This is a genomic window from Acidovorax sp. Root267 (assembly GCF_001429215.1).
Classification (GTDB): domain Bacteria; phylum Pseudomonadota; class Gammaproteobacteria; order Burkholderiales; family Burkholderiaceae_C; genus Acidovorax; species Acidovorax radicis.
Genome location: NZ_LMJC01000033.1, coordinates 98,277 through 113,429, shown reverse-complemented (window position 1 = coordinate 113,429; position 15,153 = coordinate 98,277). Strand labels below are relative to the sequence as shown.

16 protein-coding genes are annotated in these 15,153 nt (G+C 64.1%); 11 read left to right on the top strand and 5 right to left on the bottom strand.

From position 1 onward, the window contains the following. Positions 1-60: 60 nt before the first annotated feature. The 3 genes from ASE39_RS23965 (at position 61) to ASE39_RS23955 (ending at position 2,802) form a co-directional block, all read left to right on the top strand. Positions 61-858, top strand: a complete 798-nt coding sequence (locus tag ASE39_RS23965; RefSeq protein ID WP_010461162.1) for a Crp/Fnr family transcriptional regulator — start codon at positions 61-63, stop codon at positions 856-858. A 128-nt stretch (positions 859-986) separates the two neighbouring features. Beyond that, entirely contained in the window at positions 987-2,270 is a 1,284-nt protein-coding gene (locus tag ASE39_RS23960) for an aminotransferase class I/II-fold pyridoxal phosphate-dependent enzyme (protein ID WP_010461160.1), read from the top strand. 82 nt (positions 2,271-2,352) lie between these two features. Continuing rightward, the gene (locus ASE39_RS23955) at positions 2,353-2,802 is read left to right on the top strand and encodes an energy transducer TonB (protein WP_010461158.1); all 450 of its coding nucleotides are present in this window, start codon (positions 2,353-2,355) and stop codon (positions 2,800-2,802) included. A gap of 27 nt (positions 2,803-2,829) precedes the next feature. Here ASE39_RS23955 and egtB read toward each other — a convergent pair whose 3' ends face one another. Together egtB and egtD are read right to left on the bottom strand one after the other, a co-directional pair. After that, positions 2,830-4,101 carry an ergothioneine biosynthesis protein EgtB gene (egtB, locus tag ASE39_RS23950; protein WP_057272760.1) on the bottom strand — a complete coding sequence of 424 codons (1,272 nt, stop codon included), beginning with the start codon at positions 4,099-4,101 and terminating at the stop codon, positions 2,830-2,832. A 13-nt stretch (positions 4,102-4,114) separates the two neighbouring features. Beyond that, entirely contained in the window at positions 4,115-5,035 is a 921-nt protein-coding gene (egtD, locus tag ASE39_RS23945) for an L-histidine N(alpha)-methyltransferase (protein ID WP_057272759.1), read from the bottom strand. Positions 5,036-5,357: 322 nt separating this feature from the next. On the opposite strand from egtD, the gene ASE39_RS23940 reads away from it, so the two are divergent. The 3 genes from ASE39_RS23940 to ASE39_RS23930 all read left to right on the top strand — a co-directional run bounded on the left by ASE39_RS23940 (position 5,358) and on the right by ASE39_RS23930 (position 7,113). Further along, a complete protein-coding gene (locus ASE39_RS23940; protein WP_242421549.1) occupies positions 5,358-6,032 on the top strand; it encodes a protocatechuate 3,4-dioxygenase in 675 nt (224 codons plus the stop codon). 203 nt (positions 6,033-6,235) lie between these two features. Further along, positions 6,236-6,484: a DUF1272 domain-containing protein gene (locus tag ASE39_RS23935; RefSeq protein ID WP_057272758.1), complete on the top strand. Its 249-nt coding sequence runs from the start codon at positions 6,236-6,238 to the stop codon at positions 6,482-6,484. Continuing rightward, positions 6,481-7,113 (top strand): LysE family translocator, encoded by a 633-nt coding sequence (locus ASE39_RS23930; protein WP_057223741.1) that lies wholly within the window; start codon positions 6,481-6,483, stop codon positions 7,111-7,113. Before ASE39_RS23935 ends, ASE39_RS23930 begins: the two co-directional genes overlap by 4 nt. A 138-nt stretch (positions 7,114-7,251) precedes the next feature. Here the strand turns inward: ASE39_RS23930 and ASE39_RS23925 are convergent, their stop codons facing one another. Together ASE39_RS23925 and ASE39_RS23920 are read right to left on the bottom strand one after the other, a co-directional pair. Beyond that, positions 7,252-7,842 (bottom strand): OmpW family outer membrane protein, encoded by a 591-nt coding sequence (locus ASE39_RS23925; RefSeq protein ID WP_057223739.1) that lies wholly within the window; start codon positions 7,840-7,842, stop codon positions 7,252-7,254. A gap of 130 nt (positions 7,843-7,972) precedes the next feature. Further along, a complete protein-coding gene (locus ASE39_RS23920) occupies positions 7,973-8,959 on the bottom strand; it encodes a DUF808 domain-containing protein (protein ID WP_057272757.1) in 987 nt (328 codons plus the stop codon). Between the two features lie 272 nt (positions 8,960-9,231). On the opposite strand from ASE39_RS23920, the gene ASE39_RS23915 reads away from it, so the two are divergent. Beyond that, entirely contained in the window at positions 9,232-9,918 is a 687-nt protein-coding gene (locus tag ASE39_RS23915) for a methyltransferase domain-containing protein (RefSeq protein WP_057272756.1), read from the top strand. Positions 9,919-10,001: 83 nt separating this feature from the next. Here ASE39_RS23915 and ASE39_RS23910 read toward each other — a convergent pair whose 3' ends face one another. Continuing rightward, on the bottom strand, positions 10,002-10,922 hold the full coding sequence (locus tag ASE39_RS23910) for a LysR family transcriptional regulator (protein ID WP_057272755.1): 921 nt from the start codon (positions 10,920-10,922) through the stop codon (positions 10,002-10,004). A gap of 143 nt (positions 10,923-11,065) precedes the next feature. Here ASE39_RS23910 and ASE39_RS23905 point away from each other — a divergent pair, with 143 nt between their 5' ends. Genes ASE39_RS23905 through ASE39_RS23890 form a run of 4 tightly spaced genes read left to right on the top strand, consistent with a single transcriptional unit; the run spans position 11,066 to position 15,152 of the window. Next, a complete protein-coding gene (locus tag ASE39_RS23905) occupies positions 11,066-12,049 on the top strand; it encodes a 2Fe-2S iron-sulfur cluster-binding protein (RefSeq protein WP_057272754.1) in 984 nt (327 codons plus the stop codon). A 34-nt stretch (positions 12,050-12,083) separates the two neighbouring features. Then, a complete protein-coding gene (gene gtdA / locus ASE39_RS23900; RefSeq protein WP_057272753.1) occupies positions 12,084-13,133 on the top strand; it encodes a gentisate 1,2-dioxygenase in 1,050 nt (349 codons plus the stop codon). Between the two features lie 39 nt (positions 13,134-13,172). Continuing rightward, positions 13,173-13,868, top strand: a complete 696-nt coding sequence (locus tag ASE39_RS23895; protein ID WP_057272752.1) for a fumarylacetoacetate hydrolase family protein — start codon at positions 13,173-13,175, stop codon at positions 13,866-13,868. A 24-nt stretch (positions 13,869-13,892) separates the two neighbouring features. Continuing rightward, complete coding sequence (locus ASE39_RS23890; RefSeq protein ID WP_057272751.1) at positions 13,893-15,152, top strand: aromatic ring-hydroxylating dioxygenase subunit alpha; 1,260 nt, start codon at positions 13,893-13,895, stop codon at positions 15,150-15,152. The last annotated feature ends 1 nt before the right edge of the window (position 15,153 follow it).

Genomic DNA, 15,153 nt, shown 5'->3' with positions numbered 1-15,153 from the left:
ATGAACGAATCCCGCAGACGCCGGTGTAATGGGCGCATCCCCGCTCTCCAGTGCCCCGCCATGGACATCCGGCAATTTGATATCCCACGCTACCTGTCGGCGCTGCCGCTGTTTCAGGAAGCCACTCCGTCCGATCTGGCGCGCCTGGCGACCGGCTGCCGGCTGCGCCGCTTTGCACGCGGCGACACCATCTTCCGGGTGGGCACACCGTGCGAGGAGTTTCACGTGACGGTGCTCGGTCAGGTCAAACTTTTTGCGCTCTCGCCCTCAGGGCAGGAAAAAGTCATTGAACTGGTGGGCCCCGGAAGCACCTTTGCCGAGGCGCTCATGTTCACCGGCAAGCCCTACATCATCAACGCCCAGGCGCTGAGCGACACGCTGTTGCTGAGCGTCGACAAAAGCACGGTCGAGCGCGAAATCGAAGCGGACCCGCGCTTTGCCATGCGCATGCTTGCCGGCATTTCGCGGCGGCTGCATGGACTGGTGCATGACGTGCAGACCTATACGCTGCACAGCGGCATGCAGCGCGTGATCAGCTACTTGCTGCGCGAACTGCCCGAAGATTCGAACGACGCCGCCGGCCTCGCGCTGGCCTGTGCCGGCCATGGCCAGCCGCAGGGGCCTGGTGGCTTGAACGTGACCCTTCCGGTGAGCAAGGCCACCATCGCCTCGCGCCTGTCCCTCACGCCCGAGTATTTCTCGCGCGTGCTGCACGAACTGGAAGACGCAGGCCTCATCCGCATGGCGAGGCGCGACATTCACATCCCCGACGCAGCGCGCCTGGCTGCGCACAATTGGCCCGAGCCCTGCTCACGCCGGTGCATGTCAGCCCAGGCCGCCGTGGCCCTGCCCGCCTGAAACAGGCCGGGCGGCCCCATAAGCTCATCACCAACGATTCGAACGCAGCGGCGCGCGGCGATGCAAGAATGGCCCTGCGGCGGCACTGCCGCCTCGCCCCATTCAACCGCTGACAAGGACCTCGTACCATGAAGATCGAAACCCTGGCCGTGCACGCTGGCTACAGCCCCGACCCCACCACCAAGGCCGTGGCCGTGCCCATCTACCAGACGGTGGCCTATGCCTTCGACAGCGCGCAGCACGGCGCGGACCTGTTCGATTTGAAGGTGCCGGGCAACATCTACACCCGCATCATGAATCCGACGACCGACGTGCTGGAAAAGCGTGTCGCGGCGCTCGAAGGCGGCATCGCGGCGCTGGCCGTGGCCTCGGGCATGGCGGCCATCACCTACGCCATCCAGACCATTGCAGAGGCGGGCGACAACATCGTGTCGGCCAGCACGCTCTACGGCGGCACCTACAACCTGTTTGCGCACACACTGCCCCAGCAGGGCATCACCACGCGCTTTGCCGACCCGCGCGACCCGGCCAGTTTTGCGCAGCACATCGACGCGCGCACCAAGGCGATCTTCATCGAGTCCATCGGCAACCCGCTGGGCAACGTGACCGACATCCGCGCGCTGGCCGATGTGGCCCATGCGCACGGCATTCCGCTGATCGTGGACAACACGGTGCCCAGCCCCTACCTGCTGCGCCCCATCGAGCACGGCGCCGACATCGTGGTGCACTCGCTCACCAAGTACCTGGGCGGCCATGGCAACAGCGTGGGCGGCGCCATCGTGGACAGCGGCAAGTTCCCGTGGGCGGAGCACAAGGCCCGCTTCCCGCGCCTGAACGAGCCCGACGTGAGCTACCACGGCGTGGTCTACACCGAAGCCCTGGGCCCCGCTGCCTTCATCGGCCGCGCGCGCGTGGTGCCGCTGCGCAACACCGGCGCTGCGCTGGCGCCGCTCAATGCGTTTTTGATCCTGCAAGGCATCGAGACCCTGGCCCTGCGCATGGACCGCATCTGCGACAACACGCTGGCGCTGGCCAAATACCTGCAAAGCCACCCCAAGGTGGAATGGGTGCGCTACGCTGGCCTGCCCGACCACCCGGACCACGCGCTGGTGCAGCGGCAGTCGGGCGGCAAGGCATCCGGCATTCTGAGCTTCGGGCTCAAGAGCACCGATGCAGATCCGCGGGCGGCCGGTGCGCGCTTCCTGGACGCGCTGCAGCTCTTCACCCGCCTGGTGAACATCGGCGACGCGAAATCGCTGGCCACGCACCCTGCATCGACCACGCACCGCCAGCTCAACCCCGAAGAGCTGGCCAAGGCGGGCGTGAGCGAGAGCATGGTGCGGCTGTCGGTGGGCATCGAGCACATTGACGACCTGCAGGCAGACCTGGTGCAGGCGCTCGACGCCGTCTGACCATTCGCCCGCAGCCGACGCCAGTTGCGGGATACTGGTGGGATTGCCCCGCAGTCGCGGGGCGCCCTGACCCTCCATCGCCATGTTCCGCCTATCTACTCTTGCACCGCTTACCCTCGGCCTGCTGACCCTGGCCGGCTGCAGTTCCTCACTGTTCACGCCGCCACGCGGCGTGGATGTGACCGAATCCCAAGTCACCAGTTTCCGCCAGCGCGAGGACGAACAATTGCTGCGGCAGCAGGTGTCGCCACCGCTCGACACGCCCTTGACGCTGCTGGAGGCACCGCTGCCGCGCTACCCGTCGTTTCTGCTGAATGACCCGTCGCCCAAGGCGCGCGGCGATGTGACGGTGTCGTTCGAGGTCATGCCCAGCGGGCTGGTCGGCACCACGCGCGTAGTGTCTGGAACGGGCGAAGATGCCCTGCACAAACCCGCGACTGACGCGGTGCGCCGCTGGAAGTTTGCGCCGCTGCTGCGCAATGGCGAGCCCGCCCGCCTGGTGCTGCAGCACACCTTCCGCATGGAGCCCTGAGCGCGCCAGATACCGCTGCAAGTCGCCTCATGCATCCCGCGCCAACCGCAGCCCCGTGTACTGCCAGCGCGCCGTCGCCGGGAAGAAGTTGCGGTAGGTGCTGCGTGCATGCCCCGCAGGCGTGGCGCACGAGCTGCCGCGCAGCACATACTGGTTGACCATGAACTTGCCGTTGTACTCGCCCACCGCGCCTTCGGCGGTGCGAAAGCCCGGGTACGCGGCGTAGCTCGATTGCGTCCATTGCCAGGCGCTGCCGAACAGTTGTTCCAGGGCTTGGCCATCGTGGCCTCCATCATCGTGCCCGTCAGCCGCTACGGCTTGCGCAGCATGCTCCCACTCGGCTTCGGTGGGCAGGCGTGCGCCCACCCAGCGGGCATAGGCATCGGCCTCGTAGTACGACAGGTGCACCACGGGCAGATCGCCGCGCAGCGGCTGCAGTCCTGCCAGTGTGAACGCATGCCAGACGCCGCTGTCCATCCGCTGCCAGTACAGGGGGTGGTCAAGCCCCTGGGCCACGCGCCAGTCCCAGCCTTCGGCCAACCAGTGGGCGGGGTTGTCGTAGCCGCCGCCTTCCACAAAGGCCAGCCATTCCGCGTTGGTCACCAGCCGCGAGGCCAGCGCATACGGCGCAAGGTAGGTGCGGTGGCGTGGGCTTTCGTTGTCGAAGGCAAAACCATCGCCCCGGTGGCCGATGTCCACCAGCCCGCCGTCCAGCTTCAACCACCCGAAGGGTTCGGTGGCCGGCACCAGGGCCAGGTCGCCCGCCGCACTGGTGGCCGCACCATCGTCGGCCGCCCTATACGCAGGATGCGTGGAATTGCACGACAGCAGGTGCTTGACGTCCGTCACCAGCAGCTCCTGGTGCTGCTGCTCGTGCTGCAGCCCCAGCTCGATGAGCGCGCACAGCGCAGCGTCGTTCAACACGGTGGGCAACAGGCGCGCCATGCGTTGGTCCACATTGGCGCGGTAGGCGCGTACTTCATCCAGCGGCGGCCGGGTCAGCAGCCCCCGCTGCGGCCGCGGGTGTTTGGCACCCACGCCGTTGTAGTAGGAGTTGAACAGCACGCGAAACGCGGGATTGAACGGTGCAAAGCCCGGCTCGTTCGGCTCCAGCACGAAGGTTTCGAAGAACCAGGTGGTGTGCGCCAGGTGCCACTTGGCGGGGCTGGCGTCGGGCATGGACTGCGCGCCGCAGTCTTCGGCCGACAGGGGCGAAACCAGTGCCACGCTGTGGTCCCGCACAGCGGCATAGCGCGAGAGCAGCGCGGTCAGCGGGGGGCACACATCCATGTTGGTCATAGTCAATCCATTCTCAGGGGCGCGCATGCAGCACGGCAAACCAGCTGCGGTCATCCGTCCACGCCTGGGCCTGCGAGAACCCAGCGCGCGCCAGCATGTCGGTGAACACGGGCAGGGGGTATTTGTAGCTGTTTTCGGTGTGGATGCGCTCGCCCTGGTCAAACCGGCGGGCGCCACCAGGCCAGCGCACTTCGGCGTCGGCCAGGGCCTCCAGGTGCATCTCGATGCGTGACTCGTCCTGGTTGAAGAACGCGCGGTGCTGCCACTGCTGCACGTCGAAGTCGCTGCCGATCAACCGGTTCACATGCGTGAGCACGTTGCGGTTGAACGCGGCCGTGACGCCTGCCGCGTCGTCGTACGCGGCTTCCAGCACCTGCACGTCCTTGGGCAGGTCGATGCCGATCAATAGGCCGCCGTCGTCGTCGACCAGCTCGCGCATGTGGGCCAGCAGCTCCAGGGCGTGCGGCGGGTCGAAGTTGCCGATGGACGAGCCCGGATAGAACACCAGCCGCCCCTTGCGCGGAATGTCTGCGGGCAGCACCACGCCCCGGGTCATGTCGCCGCCCACGGCGCGCGCGTCCAACCCGGGGAAGTCATCGCGCAAGCCCTGCACCGCGGCCTGTAGAAAGTCGGCCGAAATATCGACCCCCACGAAGCAGGCGGGCTGCACCAGGCGGCACAGCGTGCGCGCCTTCTGGCAGTTGCCCGCACCCAGCTCGATCAGCGTACGGCCCGGGCCCACAGCCCGGGCGATGCCGTCTGCGTGCTGCTGCATGAGCGCGGTTTCGGTGCGGGTGGGGTAGTACTCGGGCAGGCGGGTGATCTCTTCGAACAGCTGTGAGCCGTGCTGGTCGTAGAAGTATTTGGGGGAGATGCTGGCGGGGCGCTGGTTCAGGCCGCGCGTGATGTCATCGGTGAGGCTGGACAAAGGCATGGATCTTGAAGCGTCTCGCGCGGCATGGCTTGCCACTGCTGGTGAAAGAGCGGAACCGCCGTGGAGCCCACAGGCTCCGAGACGACCATCCCGCCCGCAGGCTGGACCGTGAAAGGCAATATAACCCCACGGCTATCGGGACATTCTGCGACGGCGGGATGATGCTGCGTGTAGGTCATTTCCCCGTTGCCTGCGGCGCACAGGCCGCCCTCGCCGCCCGGCACGACACTGCGGCACTTTTTACGCGTCGGGTGGCTCCTACCGCCGTGCGACCCGCACGGAGCCGATCACCACCCGCAGCCGCCCCAGGCAGGAGCCCACCATGCCCGACATTGCCACCCCGAGTTTTTCGCCACTGCACCCTGCCCCCACCGCCCCCACACGCCGCCAGTGGCTGCAGCAGGGCCTGCGGGGTGCTGCCCTGGTGGCCGCACCGGCGCTGGTGCAGCGCGCAGCAGCCCAGGCACCCGCCATGCCCACGCCGCGCCAGACCGAGGGGCCCTACTACCCCGTGGACATCCCGGCGGACAGCGACGGCGACCTGCTGCGCAACGGCATGCTGCGCTATACCCAGGGCGAGGCTGTCTGGGTGGAAGGCCGGGTCACAGACACACAGGGCGTGCCGCTGTCAGGCGGCACGGTCGAGATCTGGCAGTGCGATGCCGACGGCCACTACCACCACCCAGGCGACGGCGGCAAGGCGGCCCCGGCGTTCCAGGGCTTCGGCCGTGTGGTGCTGGGGCGCGACGGGCGCTACCGCTTTCGCACCATCCGGCCAGCGCCATACACCGGGCGCACGCCGCACATCCACTTCAAGGTGCGGCTGCCGGGGCGCGAGCTGCTGACCACGCAGATGTACGTGGCAGGAGATCCCGGCAACACACGCGACTACCTCTGGAGCCGCCTGGGCGATGCCGAACGCGCAGCGCTCACCATGCCCTTTGCGCCGTCGCCCAATGGCGTGCGTGCCCAGTTCACGCTCGTGGTGCAGGCCTGACGCTGCGAAGCTTCCCCTGCTGCTGCGGCCCGAAAGACGGCCCCGCGCAGAGTGCAACCACCCAACCCCTCGCCAGCCCCAGCAGGACAGATACGCAGCGCGGGTGTACTGCCTGGAATCGCGGCATCTGTCCCTTGCCCCGCCGCACCGCCTGCCATACGCTTGCCGCAACCGGCCCCCACTTCTTTCCCAAAGGACACCCCATGCTCCAGATGCGACCCAACTGCGAATGCTGCAACAGGGACCTGCCGCCCAACTCCACCGACGCACGCATCTGCACCTTCGAATGCACCTTTTGCAGTGACTGCACCGGCACGCGGCTGAGCCACGTTTGCCCCAACTGCGGAGGCGACCTGGTGCAGCGCCCCCGCAGGCCAGCCTCCAAGCTGTCCCAGTACCCGGCCTCCACCGAACGCGTGCTCAAGCCCCAGGGCTGCGGGATGCTGGCATGACCATCGCCACACTGCTTGTCTTCGCGCTGGTGGCCCTGGTGGCTATCGCCACGCCGGGGCCCACGGTGCTGCTGGCGCTGGCCAATGGTTCGCGCTACGGCATGCGCCGCTCGCTGCCGGGCATGCTGGGCGCCGTGGCGTCGGACCTTGTGCTGGTCGGTGCAGTGGCGCTGGGCCTGGGGGCGCTGCTGGCAGCGTCCGAGTTCTGGTTTTCGGTGGTGAAGTGGCTGGGCGCGGCCTACCTAGCCTGGCTGGGATTGCGACTGCTGCGCTCGCAAGGCGGGCTGGACATTGCGGCCGCGGGCGGAGCAGCCTCCGGCCCATTGGCCACGCCGCGCAGCATCTTCGCGCGTTCGTTCCTGGTGGCGGTCACCAACCCCAAGGGCTATCTTTTCTGTTCGGCACTGCTGCCGCAATTCATCGACTCCAGTACACCGCAATGGCCGCAGTACGCCGCCATTGCAGCCGTTTTCGCCACCCTCGACTTCGCCGTGATGCTGGCCTACGCGCTGATCGGCGCGCGCGCCGTCAAGCTGCTGCGCCGTCGCGCGGTGCTGTGGCTGGACCGCTGCTGCGGCGGCGCCCTGCTGGCCTTGGCGGGCTCACTGGCCATTTACAAGCGGACGTAGTCAGCCCACGACGTCTTGCCATCGCAGCACTATGAAACTGGCGCAACCCCAGCCAGCGCCACCGCGCAACCGGCTTCGCCGGGCCACCGGTGAAGCCCCCTCAGGGGCTGAGGGGCCAAAGACAGCTCAGGAAGGCAATCAAAACCGCCAGCCCAGACCCACACCCACCAGAACGGGGTCCACCTTGAAGGTACCCAGCTTGGCACCGCCGGCGCTCACGTCGGTCTTGATGAAAACCTTCTTCACGTCGAAGTTGAGGTACAGATTCTTGGCAAGGGGGATGTCCACACCCACTTGCAGCGCGGGGCCGAAGCTGTTGCGGTCAATGTCCACGCCTGCGGGCAGGTTCACACTGGAAAACCGCGTGTAGTTCAGGCCTGCGCCCACATAGGGCTTGAAGCCAGCGGCATCAAAGTGGTACTGCACCAACAGCGTGGGTGGCAGGTGCTTGAGCGTGCCGATGGCAGCGCCGCCAGCGCTGAGCGTGTGCTTTTGCGGCACGGTCAGGATCAGCTCGGCCGCAACGTTCTTGTTGAAGAAGTAGGTGACGTCCACTTCGGGAATCGTCTTGTCGTTGATCGACAGGCCCAGGGGCGTGCTGTCCTTGTTGGCGCTGTCCAGGTGCACCACGCGTGCACGGACCATCCAGGGGCCTTCAGCCTGTTGCGCCAAGGCGGCGCCAGAAGACAGGGCACAAAGAACGGCGACAGCCAGCAGGTTTTTTTTCATGGTGATTTCGCATCGGTTGGACGGGGACGACCCCCGTGCATCTATTGAACCGCTGCACCCACCCACCGGCCTTGCCCTATCTCAAGGCCTCCGTACTAACCCTTAGATCTACATCAAGACATACCCACTCTCACGCAGTGGACTTGCCGCGCAGGCGCTGCACCAGCTTCACGCCGACCAGCACCAGCCCACCGGCAACAATCCCAACCACGGCGTTGAGCAAATTGGGCACCAGCACCGCCCACAGCCCGCCCACGGGCCATTGCGCGGCCACCGCACCGGAGGCGTCCACCGCGTGGTGCAGCATCGGAACCCCGTGCACCAGGATGCCACCACCCACCAGGAACATCGCCGCCGTGCCCGCGATGGACAGGCCCTTCATGAGCCAGGGCGCAGCGCGCAGGATGCCCGAACCCACGGCCCGGGCCGCGCTGCTGGCCTTGCCGTTCAGCCACAGGCCCAGGTCATCAAGCTTGACGATGCCCGCCACCAGACCATACACACCAATGGTCATGATCACCGCAATGCCCGACAGCACGGCCACTTGTTGCGTGAAAGGTGCCGCTGCCACGGTGCCGAGGGTGATCGCGATGATTTCCGCTGACAGGATGAAGTCGGTGCGCACAGCGCCCTTGATCTTGTCTTTCTCGAAGGCCACCAGATCCACCGCCGGGTTGGCATTGGCCTTGGCGTGGCTTTCGTGCTCGGCGTCATCCTCATGCTGCGCATGCAGCAGTTTGTGCGCCACCTTTTCAAAACCCTCAAAACACAAGAAGGCGCCGCCCACCATCAACAAGGGCGTCACGGCCCAAGGCGCAAAGGCACTGATCAAAAGCGCCGTCGGCACGAGGATGACCTTGTTGATGAACGACCCTTTGGCCACGGCCCACACCACGGGTATTTCGCGTTCAGCGCGCACACCGGTGACTTGCTGGGCATTGAGCGCCAGGTCGTCCCCCAGCACACCCGCTGTCTTCTGGGCTGCGACCTTGGTCATGACGGATACGTCATCGGCCATGGCGGCACTCTTCTTGGCCGCCACCTTGGTCATGAGGGCCACATCGTCGAGGATGGTGGCGATATCGTCCAACAGGGCAAGCAGGCTGCCAGCGGCCATGGGGAGTCCTTGAAATGGGTCTGTGAAAAGCGGCGGGCATGCCGCCTGTGTGCGCTGCACTATAGCAACGCGCAAGGCTGCTGCATCACCCACCAAAGTCCCCTCGGCGTGGGCGGCCATTCCTTCGTATTGACCCCCCGGCGGGCCGCCGTTTTCCTTTGCCAACGACAGCCTGCACGGCCCTTCCAAGGGAGAAGCGCATACTCGCGCCCTCACCCACCACCTCTGGGGTCCTCGAGCACGTGCTCATATCCGGGCTTCACGCCCGAGCCATGCCCGGCTATCTCACCAAGCAAGAAGACATTTCCATCGTCGGCGCCGCCGACCTGATCATTCGATCACTGCTCGACAAGCAACAGTTCTCCGACCCGCTGGGCACCGCCGAGGCCCTTGGCATTTCGTCCGCCGCATGGCCTCTGTTCGGCCTGCTCTGGCCTTCAGGCGCGCAGTTGGCGCAACGCATGGCCAGCCGCCCTTTGCAGACTGGCGAGCGCGTACTGGAGATTGGCTGTGGACTGGGCCTGGCCAGTCTGGTGTGCCACCGGCGCGGCATCAATGTCACTGCCAGCGACTGCCATCCGTTGGCGCAGCAGTTCCTGCAGGAAAACACCCGACTCAACAGTCTGCCGCCCCTCAAGTACCGCACCGGTCACTGGGGGGCAGACACCTCGGCACCTGCCGGTGCCGTGCACGGCGAGTTCGACCTCATCATGGGCAGCGATGTGCTGTATGAACGCGACGCCCGCGCCTCGCTGGCCAGTTTTCTGGACCGCCACGCCAGCCAAGGCGCACAGATCTGGATCGTGGACCCGAACCGGGGCAACCGCTCCACCTTTCACAAGCAGATGGCGGCGCACCGTTTTGAGGTGGTGGAAGAGCGCCTGGATCACCCTGCGCTCGGCAGCATTCCGGCCTACAAGGGGCGTCTGCTGGTGTACGAAAGACCCGTGCTGGCCTGAGCGATGGAGACACAGGGAAGAGCTCCCGCCATCAAGATTCAAGCGGTATTTTCTTGCAGGGCACCGCTGCCCCACGGCGGCATCTACGCCCTGAGGCTCGAAGCATCCGCGTGGAGATCAAAGACCAGCGCGCGCAGCCATTGGTTCGCAGGGTCCTTGTGAAATTTCGCGTGCCAGAACATGTTGATGGCTATTTTTGGCAGCTTGACCGGGTGAGGAAGGTACTGGAGCTGGAAAGGTTCTGCCATGCGCTCGGCCAGCCTTTCCGGTACGGTGGCGATGAGATCGGTGGACTGCAAGATATGCCCCACTGCGACAAAGTGGGGTACTTTGAGTTTCACCTGCCTCTGGGGTGCATGGTTGTCCAGTATCTCGTCCACCTGCCCATGGCCGGTGCCCGCAGACACGATGGCCACATGGTCCGCGCTGAAGAAGTCCTGCAACCGGATTTTTTTCTGATCCAGCCGGTGGCCTTTGCGAAACATGCAGACGTAGTTCTGCTCGAAAAGCCGGCGTTGAAAAAACCCCGCCTTCAACTGCGGCAGCAGGCCCATCGCCAGATCCACATGGCCGGCCTCCATGGCGTCCTTCAGGTTGATGGCGGCATTGCGCACGGTGCTGATGGCTACGAACGGCGCGACCTCCTGAATTCGCTGCATCAGTTGCGGCAGAAAGTAGATCTCCCCGATATCCGTCATCCCCACAGTGAAACTGCGTTTGCTGGTGCCTGGATCAAATGAATTTCTGGCGTTCACAGCCCCGTGAATCATGCCAAGTGCATACCCCACCGATTCCGCCAGCTGGTCCGCAAACGGGGTGGGCTGCATCCCGCTCGCGGTGCGGGTGAACAGCTCGTCGTCAAACAGCTTGCGCAGCCGCGAAAGGGCATTGCTCACGGCTGGCTGCCCAAGACCCAGGTTCTCCGCCACCTTGGAGACCTTGCGTTCGGTGAGGAGCTGATTGAAGACCACCAACAGATTCAGGTCAATGTCTTTGAGCTCCATCGGGGTCTCCTTGAATATTGATTTGAATGATATTAAACATTCACACCATCGCGTTGACTGATTTTATCGCGAGTCTGATCATCGGACCCTGCGATTCCTGTTGCAGGAAACGATGCCGAAAAGAACATCAGAGACAACGCACGATGGAAATCCACGTACGCCCACTAGAGCGCACTTTCAATGTCGCAGCCGGCGCCAATCTGCTGGACGCCTTGCGCGAAAACGACGTGCCGGTTTCGTACAGCTGCATGGCGGGAAGGTGCGGAACTTGCCGTTGCAAGATCGTCACGGGGAACGTGCTGGAGTCGGGGCGCGAAGTGCAGCAACCTCTAGCCGCGCAAGATTCGTACGTCCTGGCGTGCCAGACCTTCTTGACGGAGCCCTGCACCGTGGAGATTGCCGAGCCTGATGAAGTGGTCGTGCATGCGGCGCGGATCATCAAGGCCACCGTTGTGGCCATTGAAGACACCACCCATGACATCAAGCGACTGATTCTCAAGCCAGCGAAGGCCTTGGATTTTTCGCCGGGCCAGTATGCGCAATTGCAATTCACACCGACCCACGCGCGACCCTATTCCATGGCCGGCACGACCAACGACGAAACGCTGGAGTTCCATCTGAGGCTGATTCCGCAAGGCCGTGTCACCGCCTATGTCGCGAACGAACTTCGCGTGGGGGACTCGGTTCGAGTGAGCGGCCCACTGGGCTCTGCGTACCTTCGGCGCAAACACACCGGGCCGATGTTGTGTGTAGCGGGCGGCACGGGGCTGGCACCGATCCTGTCCGTTGTTCGCGGTGCCGTTGCCGCAGGCATGGGCAATCCCATCCATCTGTACTTCGGGGTCCGATCTGAGCGCGACATCTATGGCCGTGAATGGCTGGAAGCGCTGCAACGTCAGCACCCGAACCTCAAGGTGCAGATTGTGGTCGCGTCTGGCCAGGCACAGGGTTGCCGCACAGGCCTGGTGACCGACGCCATCGCCAAGGACTGGCCCAGCCTGGCGGGCTTTCGCGCGTACCTCTGCGGCGCACCGCCCATGGTCGAAGCCACGTCCCTGCTGGTGCGGCAAAGGGGTGTTTTTCCCGGACAGGTCTACGCGGATGCTTTCTATGCCAGCGGCACGTAAACCTGGTTCCTCGCACTGATTTCAGGAGCAACCCATGAACACCACCCTGTCTGCCAATGTTGCAACAAGCCAGCAGCGCAAAAGCTATTACGACCGCATCGCCGAAGAAAGCATGACCCCTTTGTGGGAAGTGCTGGGAGCACTGGTTCCGCAACAGCCCCGATCTCCTGCGGTGGCGCACGCCTGGTCCTATGCCCAGGTCCGCGCCAAGGTGCTGGAGGCTGGTTCGTTGATCAGCGCAGCAGAGGCGGAACGCCGCGTGCTGATTCTGGAGAACCCCGCATTGCGAGGCCAGTCCAGCATCACGCAGGCACTGTATGCAGGTCTTCAACTCATCCTGCCTGGCGAGGTTGCACCGGCCCATCGCCACACCCAGTCCGCCCTGCGCCTGGTGCTGGACGGTGCTGGCGCCTACACCGCTGTGGATGGAGAGCGCACAACCATGAGGCGCGGTGACTTCATCATCACGCCTGCCTGGACATGGCATGACCACGGCAATCCGGGCAACGAACCCGTGGTGTGGCTTGACGGACTGGATATCCCGATCGTCCGATTTCTGGACGCAGGTTTTGCAGAGAAAAGCGATAGCGAGTACCAAGCGGTCACCCGGCCGGAAGGGGACGCATTGGCCCGGTATGGCTCCAACATGCTCCCGGTGGACTTCCAGCAGCAACCATCCGACCCGACCAAGGTCTTTGTGTACCCCTGGGAGCGCACCCTGTCCACGCTGCATGCCCTGAAGGCTGGCAGTCCAGACCCTCATTTCGGCCACAAGCAGCGCTACGTGAACCCGGCTACAGGACGTTCGCCCATGCCAACGATGGCCGCTTTCGCGCAACTGATTCCCGCAGGCTTCGAGACCCAGCCGTATCGCTGCACGGATGGAACGGTGTACGTCTGCCTCTCCGGTTCGGCAGAAGCCCACATCGAGGGACAGACCTTTCGTCTGGAGGAAAACGACGTGCTGGTGGTCCCCTCGTGGCATTCCCAGCAGTTCTGCGCACTCACTGAGGCGGTGCTGTTCAGCTACTCCGACCGTCCCGTGCAACAGGCACTTGGCCTGTGGCGCGAGCAGCGATCCTGAAGTCCTGCCATTTCCCACTTTGCATTGAAAGACCCACCCATGTCCTTCGCCATAGCTCCCGCCGCTGTGCCTTCGTTGTCCATTCAAGGGCAGCCCGAGCGATTTCCGGTCCACCGGATTTTCTGCGTGGGCCGCAACTACGCAGCGCATGCCCGTGAGATGGGCAAGGACCCTGACCGCGACCCCCCTTTCTTCTTCATGAAGCCTGCCAATGCCGCGGTCGATGCCTCGATGCCTACAACCATCCCCTATCCACCCAAGACGACTAACTTTCACCATGAGATTGAACTCGTCGTGGCGATCGGCAAGGGCGGGCGTGACATTGCACAAGACCGGGCATACGAACACGTCTTTGGGTACGCCGTGGGTCTGGACATGACGCGCCGCGACCTCCAACTGGAAGCCCGTGACAAAGGACGTCCATGGGAGTTTGGCAAGTCGTTTTCTCAGTCTGCACCGATCGGCGCGATCACTCCAGCCACATCCCACGGACAGGTCCCTCACGGTGCCATCCGCGTCAGCGTCAATGGTGCGGCACGGCAGTCCTCGGATGTCGGTCTCTTGATTTGGTCTGTCGAGGAGTGCATCGCCTATCTGTCCCAGTACGAAGCCCTGGAGCCCGGAGACTTGATCATGACGGGCACTCCCGAGGGCGTGAACGCCGTGGTGCGGGGAGATGTGATGCACGGGGAAATCGATGGCCTGTCGGCCATCACCGTCACTGTCGAAGCCTGAGAAAAAGCAGCGAAGGAGATAGCGATGAGCACACCGACAAATGAAGTCTTCCCCGCCCAGATGCGATGGGAAACCGAGGGAAGCAGCCGAATTCCCTTCATGGCCTACACCGACGATGACCTGCACAAGAAGGAGCTAGAACGCTTTTTCTACCAGCGGCATTGGAACTACGTCGGTTTGGAAGCCGAGGTTCCGAAGGTTGGTGACTTCAAGCGCACGGTGGTGGGTGAACGTTCGGTCCTCATGGTGCGCGACGCGGATGGCATCCACGTCGTCGAGAACGTATGCGCCCATCGCGGAATGCAGTTTTGCCGCGAGCGCCATGGCAACAAGAAAGATTTTGTGTGCCCGTACCACCAGTGGAGCTATACCCTGCAAGGGGATCTTCAGGGGGTCCCGTTTCGCCGTGGTGTCAAGCAGGACGGAAAGGTCAACGGCGGCATGCCCGCTGATTTCCAGACAGCGGACCACGGCCTGAACAAGCTGAAAGTGGCAACCCGTGGTGGCGTCGTGTTTGCCAGCTTCGACCACAACATCGAGTCGCTCGAAGACTTCCTGGGGCCGGAGATCCTCTCGTACTTCGACCGGCTCTTCAACGGCCGGCAATTGAAAATTCTCGGCTACAACCGCCAGCGCATTCCAGGCAACTGGAAGCTCATGCAGGAGAACATCAAGGACCCCTACCACCCTGGTTTGCTGCACACCTGGTTTGTGACCTTTGGCCTCTGGCGGGCGGACAACAAAAGTGAGCTGAAGATGGATGCGCGCCATCGGCATGCCGCCATGATCTCGACGCGGGGGCAGGCCGGAAAAGCCGACCAGGTCACCCAGGTGTCCAGCTTCAAGGAAAGCATGCAGCTGCACGATCCCCGGTTTCTCGACATCGTGCCAGAGCCCTGGTGGGGTGGCCCCACCGCCGTCATGATGACGGTGTTTCCCAGCGTCATCCTTCAGCAGCAGGTCAACAGCGTCTCCACCCGGCACATCCAGCCGGATGGCCACGGCGCCTTCGACTTTGTGTGGACGCACTTCGGCTTTGAGGATGACACCGAAGAGATGACGCAGCGCCGCCTGCGACAGGCCAACCTGTTCGGCCCTGCCGGGTTCGTCTCCGCAGACGACGGGGAAGTGATCGAATTTTCCCAGCAAGGCTTTGAAAGCAAGCCGTACCACCGCACCTTGGCGGAGTTGGGGGGAAAGACCGTGGAAAACACCGACCACATGGTGACCGAAACGCTGATCCGCGGAATGTATGCGTACTGGCGTGAAGTGATGGAGGCCTGAC

Excerpts from the sequence above, each read along its gene's own strand:
- ASE39_RS23965 (WP_010461162.1), top strand. The coding sequence starts at position 61 with ATGGACATCCGGCAATTTGATATCCCACGCTACCTGTCGGCGCTGCCG.
- ASE39_RS23960 (WP_010461160.1), top strand. The coding sequence starts at position 987 with ATGAAGATCGAAACCCTGGCCGTGCACGCTGGCTACAGCCCCGACCCC.
- ASE39_RS23955 (WP_010461158.1), top strand. The coding sequence starts at position 2,353 with ATGTTCCGCCTATCTACTCTTGCACCGCTTACCCTCGGCCTGCTGACC.
- egtB (WP_057272760.1), bottom strand. The coding sequence starts at position 4,101 with ATGACCAACATGGATGTGTGCCCCCCGCTGACCGCGCTGCTCTCGCGC.
- egtD (WP_057272759.1), bottom strand. The coding sequence starts at position 5,035 with ATGCCTTTGTCCAGCCTCACCGATGACATCACGCGCGGCCTGAACCAG.
- ASE39_RS23940 (WP_242421549.1), top strand. The coding sequence starts at position 5,358 with ATGCCCGACATTGCCACCCCGAGTTTTTCGCCACTGCACCCTGCCCCC.
- ASE39_RS23935 (WP_057272758.1), top strand. The coding sequence starts at position 6,236 with ATGCTCCAGATGCGACCCAACTGCGAATGCTGCAACAGGGACCTGCCG.
- ASE39_RS23930 (WP_057223741.1), top strand. The coding sequence starts at position 6,481 with ATGACCATCGCCACACTGCTTGTCTTCGCGCTGGTGGCCCTGGTGGCT.
- ASE39_RS23925 (WP_057223739.1), bottom strand. The coding sequence starts at position 7,842 with ATGAAAAAAAACCTGCTGGCTGTCGCCGTTCTTTGTGCCCTGTCTTCT.
- ASE39_RS23920 (WP_057272757.1), bottom strand. The coding sequence starts at position 8,959 with ATGGCCGCTGGCAGCCTGCTTGCCCTGTTGGACGATATCGCCACCATC.
- ASE39_RS23915 (WP_057272756.1), top strand. The coding sequence starts at position 9,232 with ATGCCCGGCTATCTCACCAAGCAAGAAGACATTTCCATCGTCGGCGCC.
- ASE39_RS23910 (WP_057272755.1), bottom strand. The coding sequence starts at position 10,922 with ATGGAGCTCAAAGACATTGACCTGAATCTGTTGGTGGTCTTCAATCAG.
- ASE39_RS23905 (WP_057272754.1), top strand. The coding sequence starts at position 11,066 with ATGGAAATCCACGTACGCCCACTAGAGCGCACTTTCAATGTCGCAGCC.
- gtdA (WP_057272753.1), top strand. The coding sequence starts at position 12,084 with ATGAACACCACCCTGTCTGCCAATGTTGCAACAAGCCAGCAGCGCAAA.
- ASE39_RS23895 (WP_057272752.1), top strand. The coding sequence starts at position 13,173 with ATGTCCTTCGCCATAGCTCCCGCCGCTGTGCCTTCGTTGTCCATTCAA.
- ASE39_RS23890 (WP_057272751.1), top strand. The coding sequence starts at position 13,893 with ATGAGCACACCGACAAATGAAGTCTTCCCCGCCCAGATGCGATGGGAA.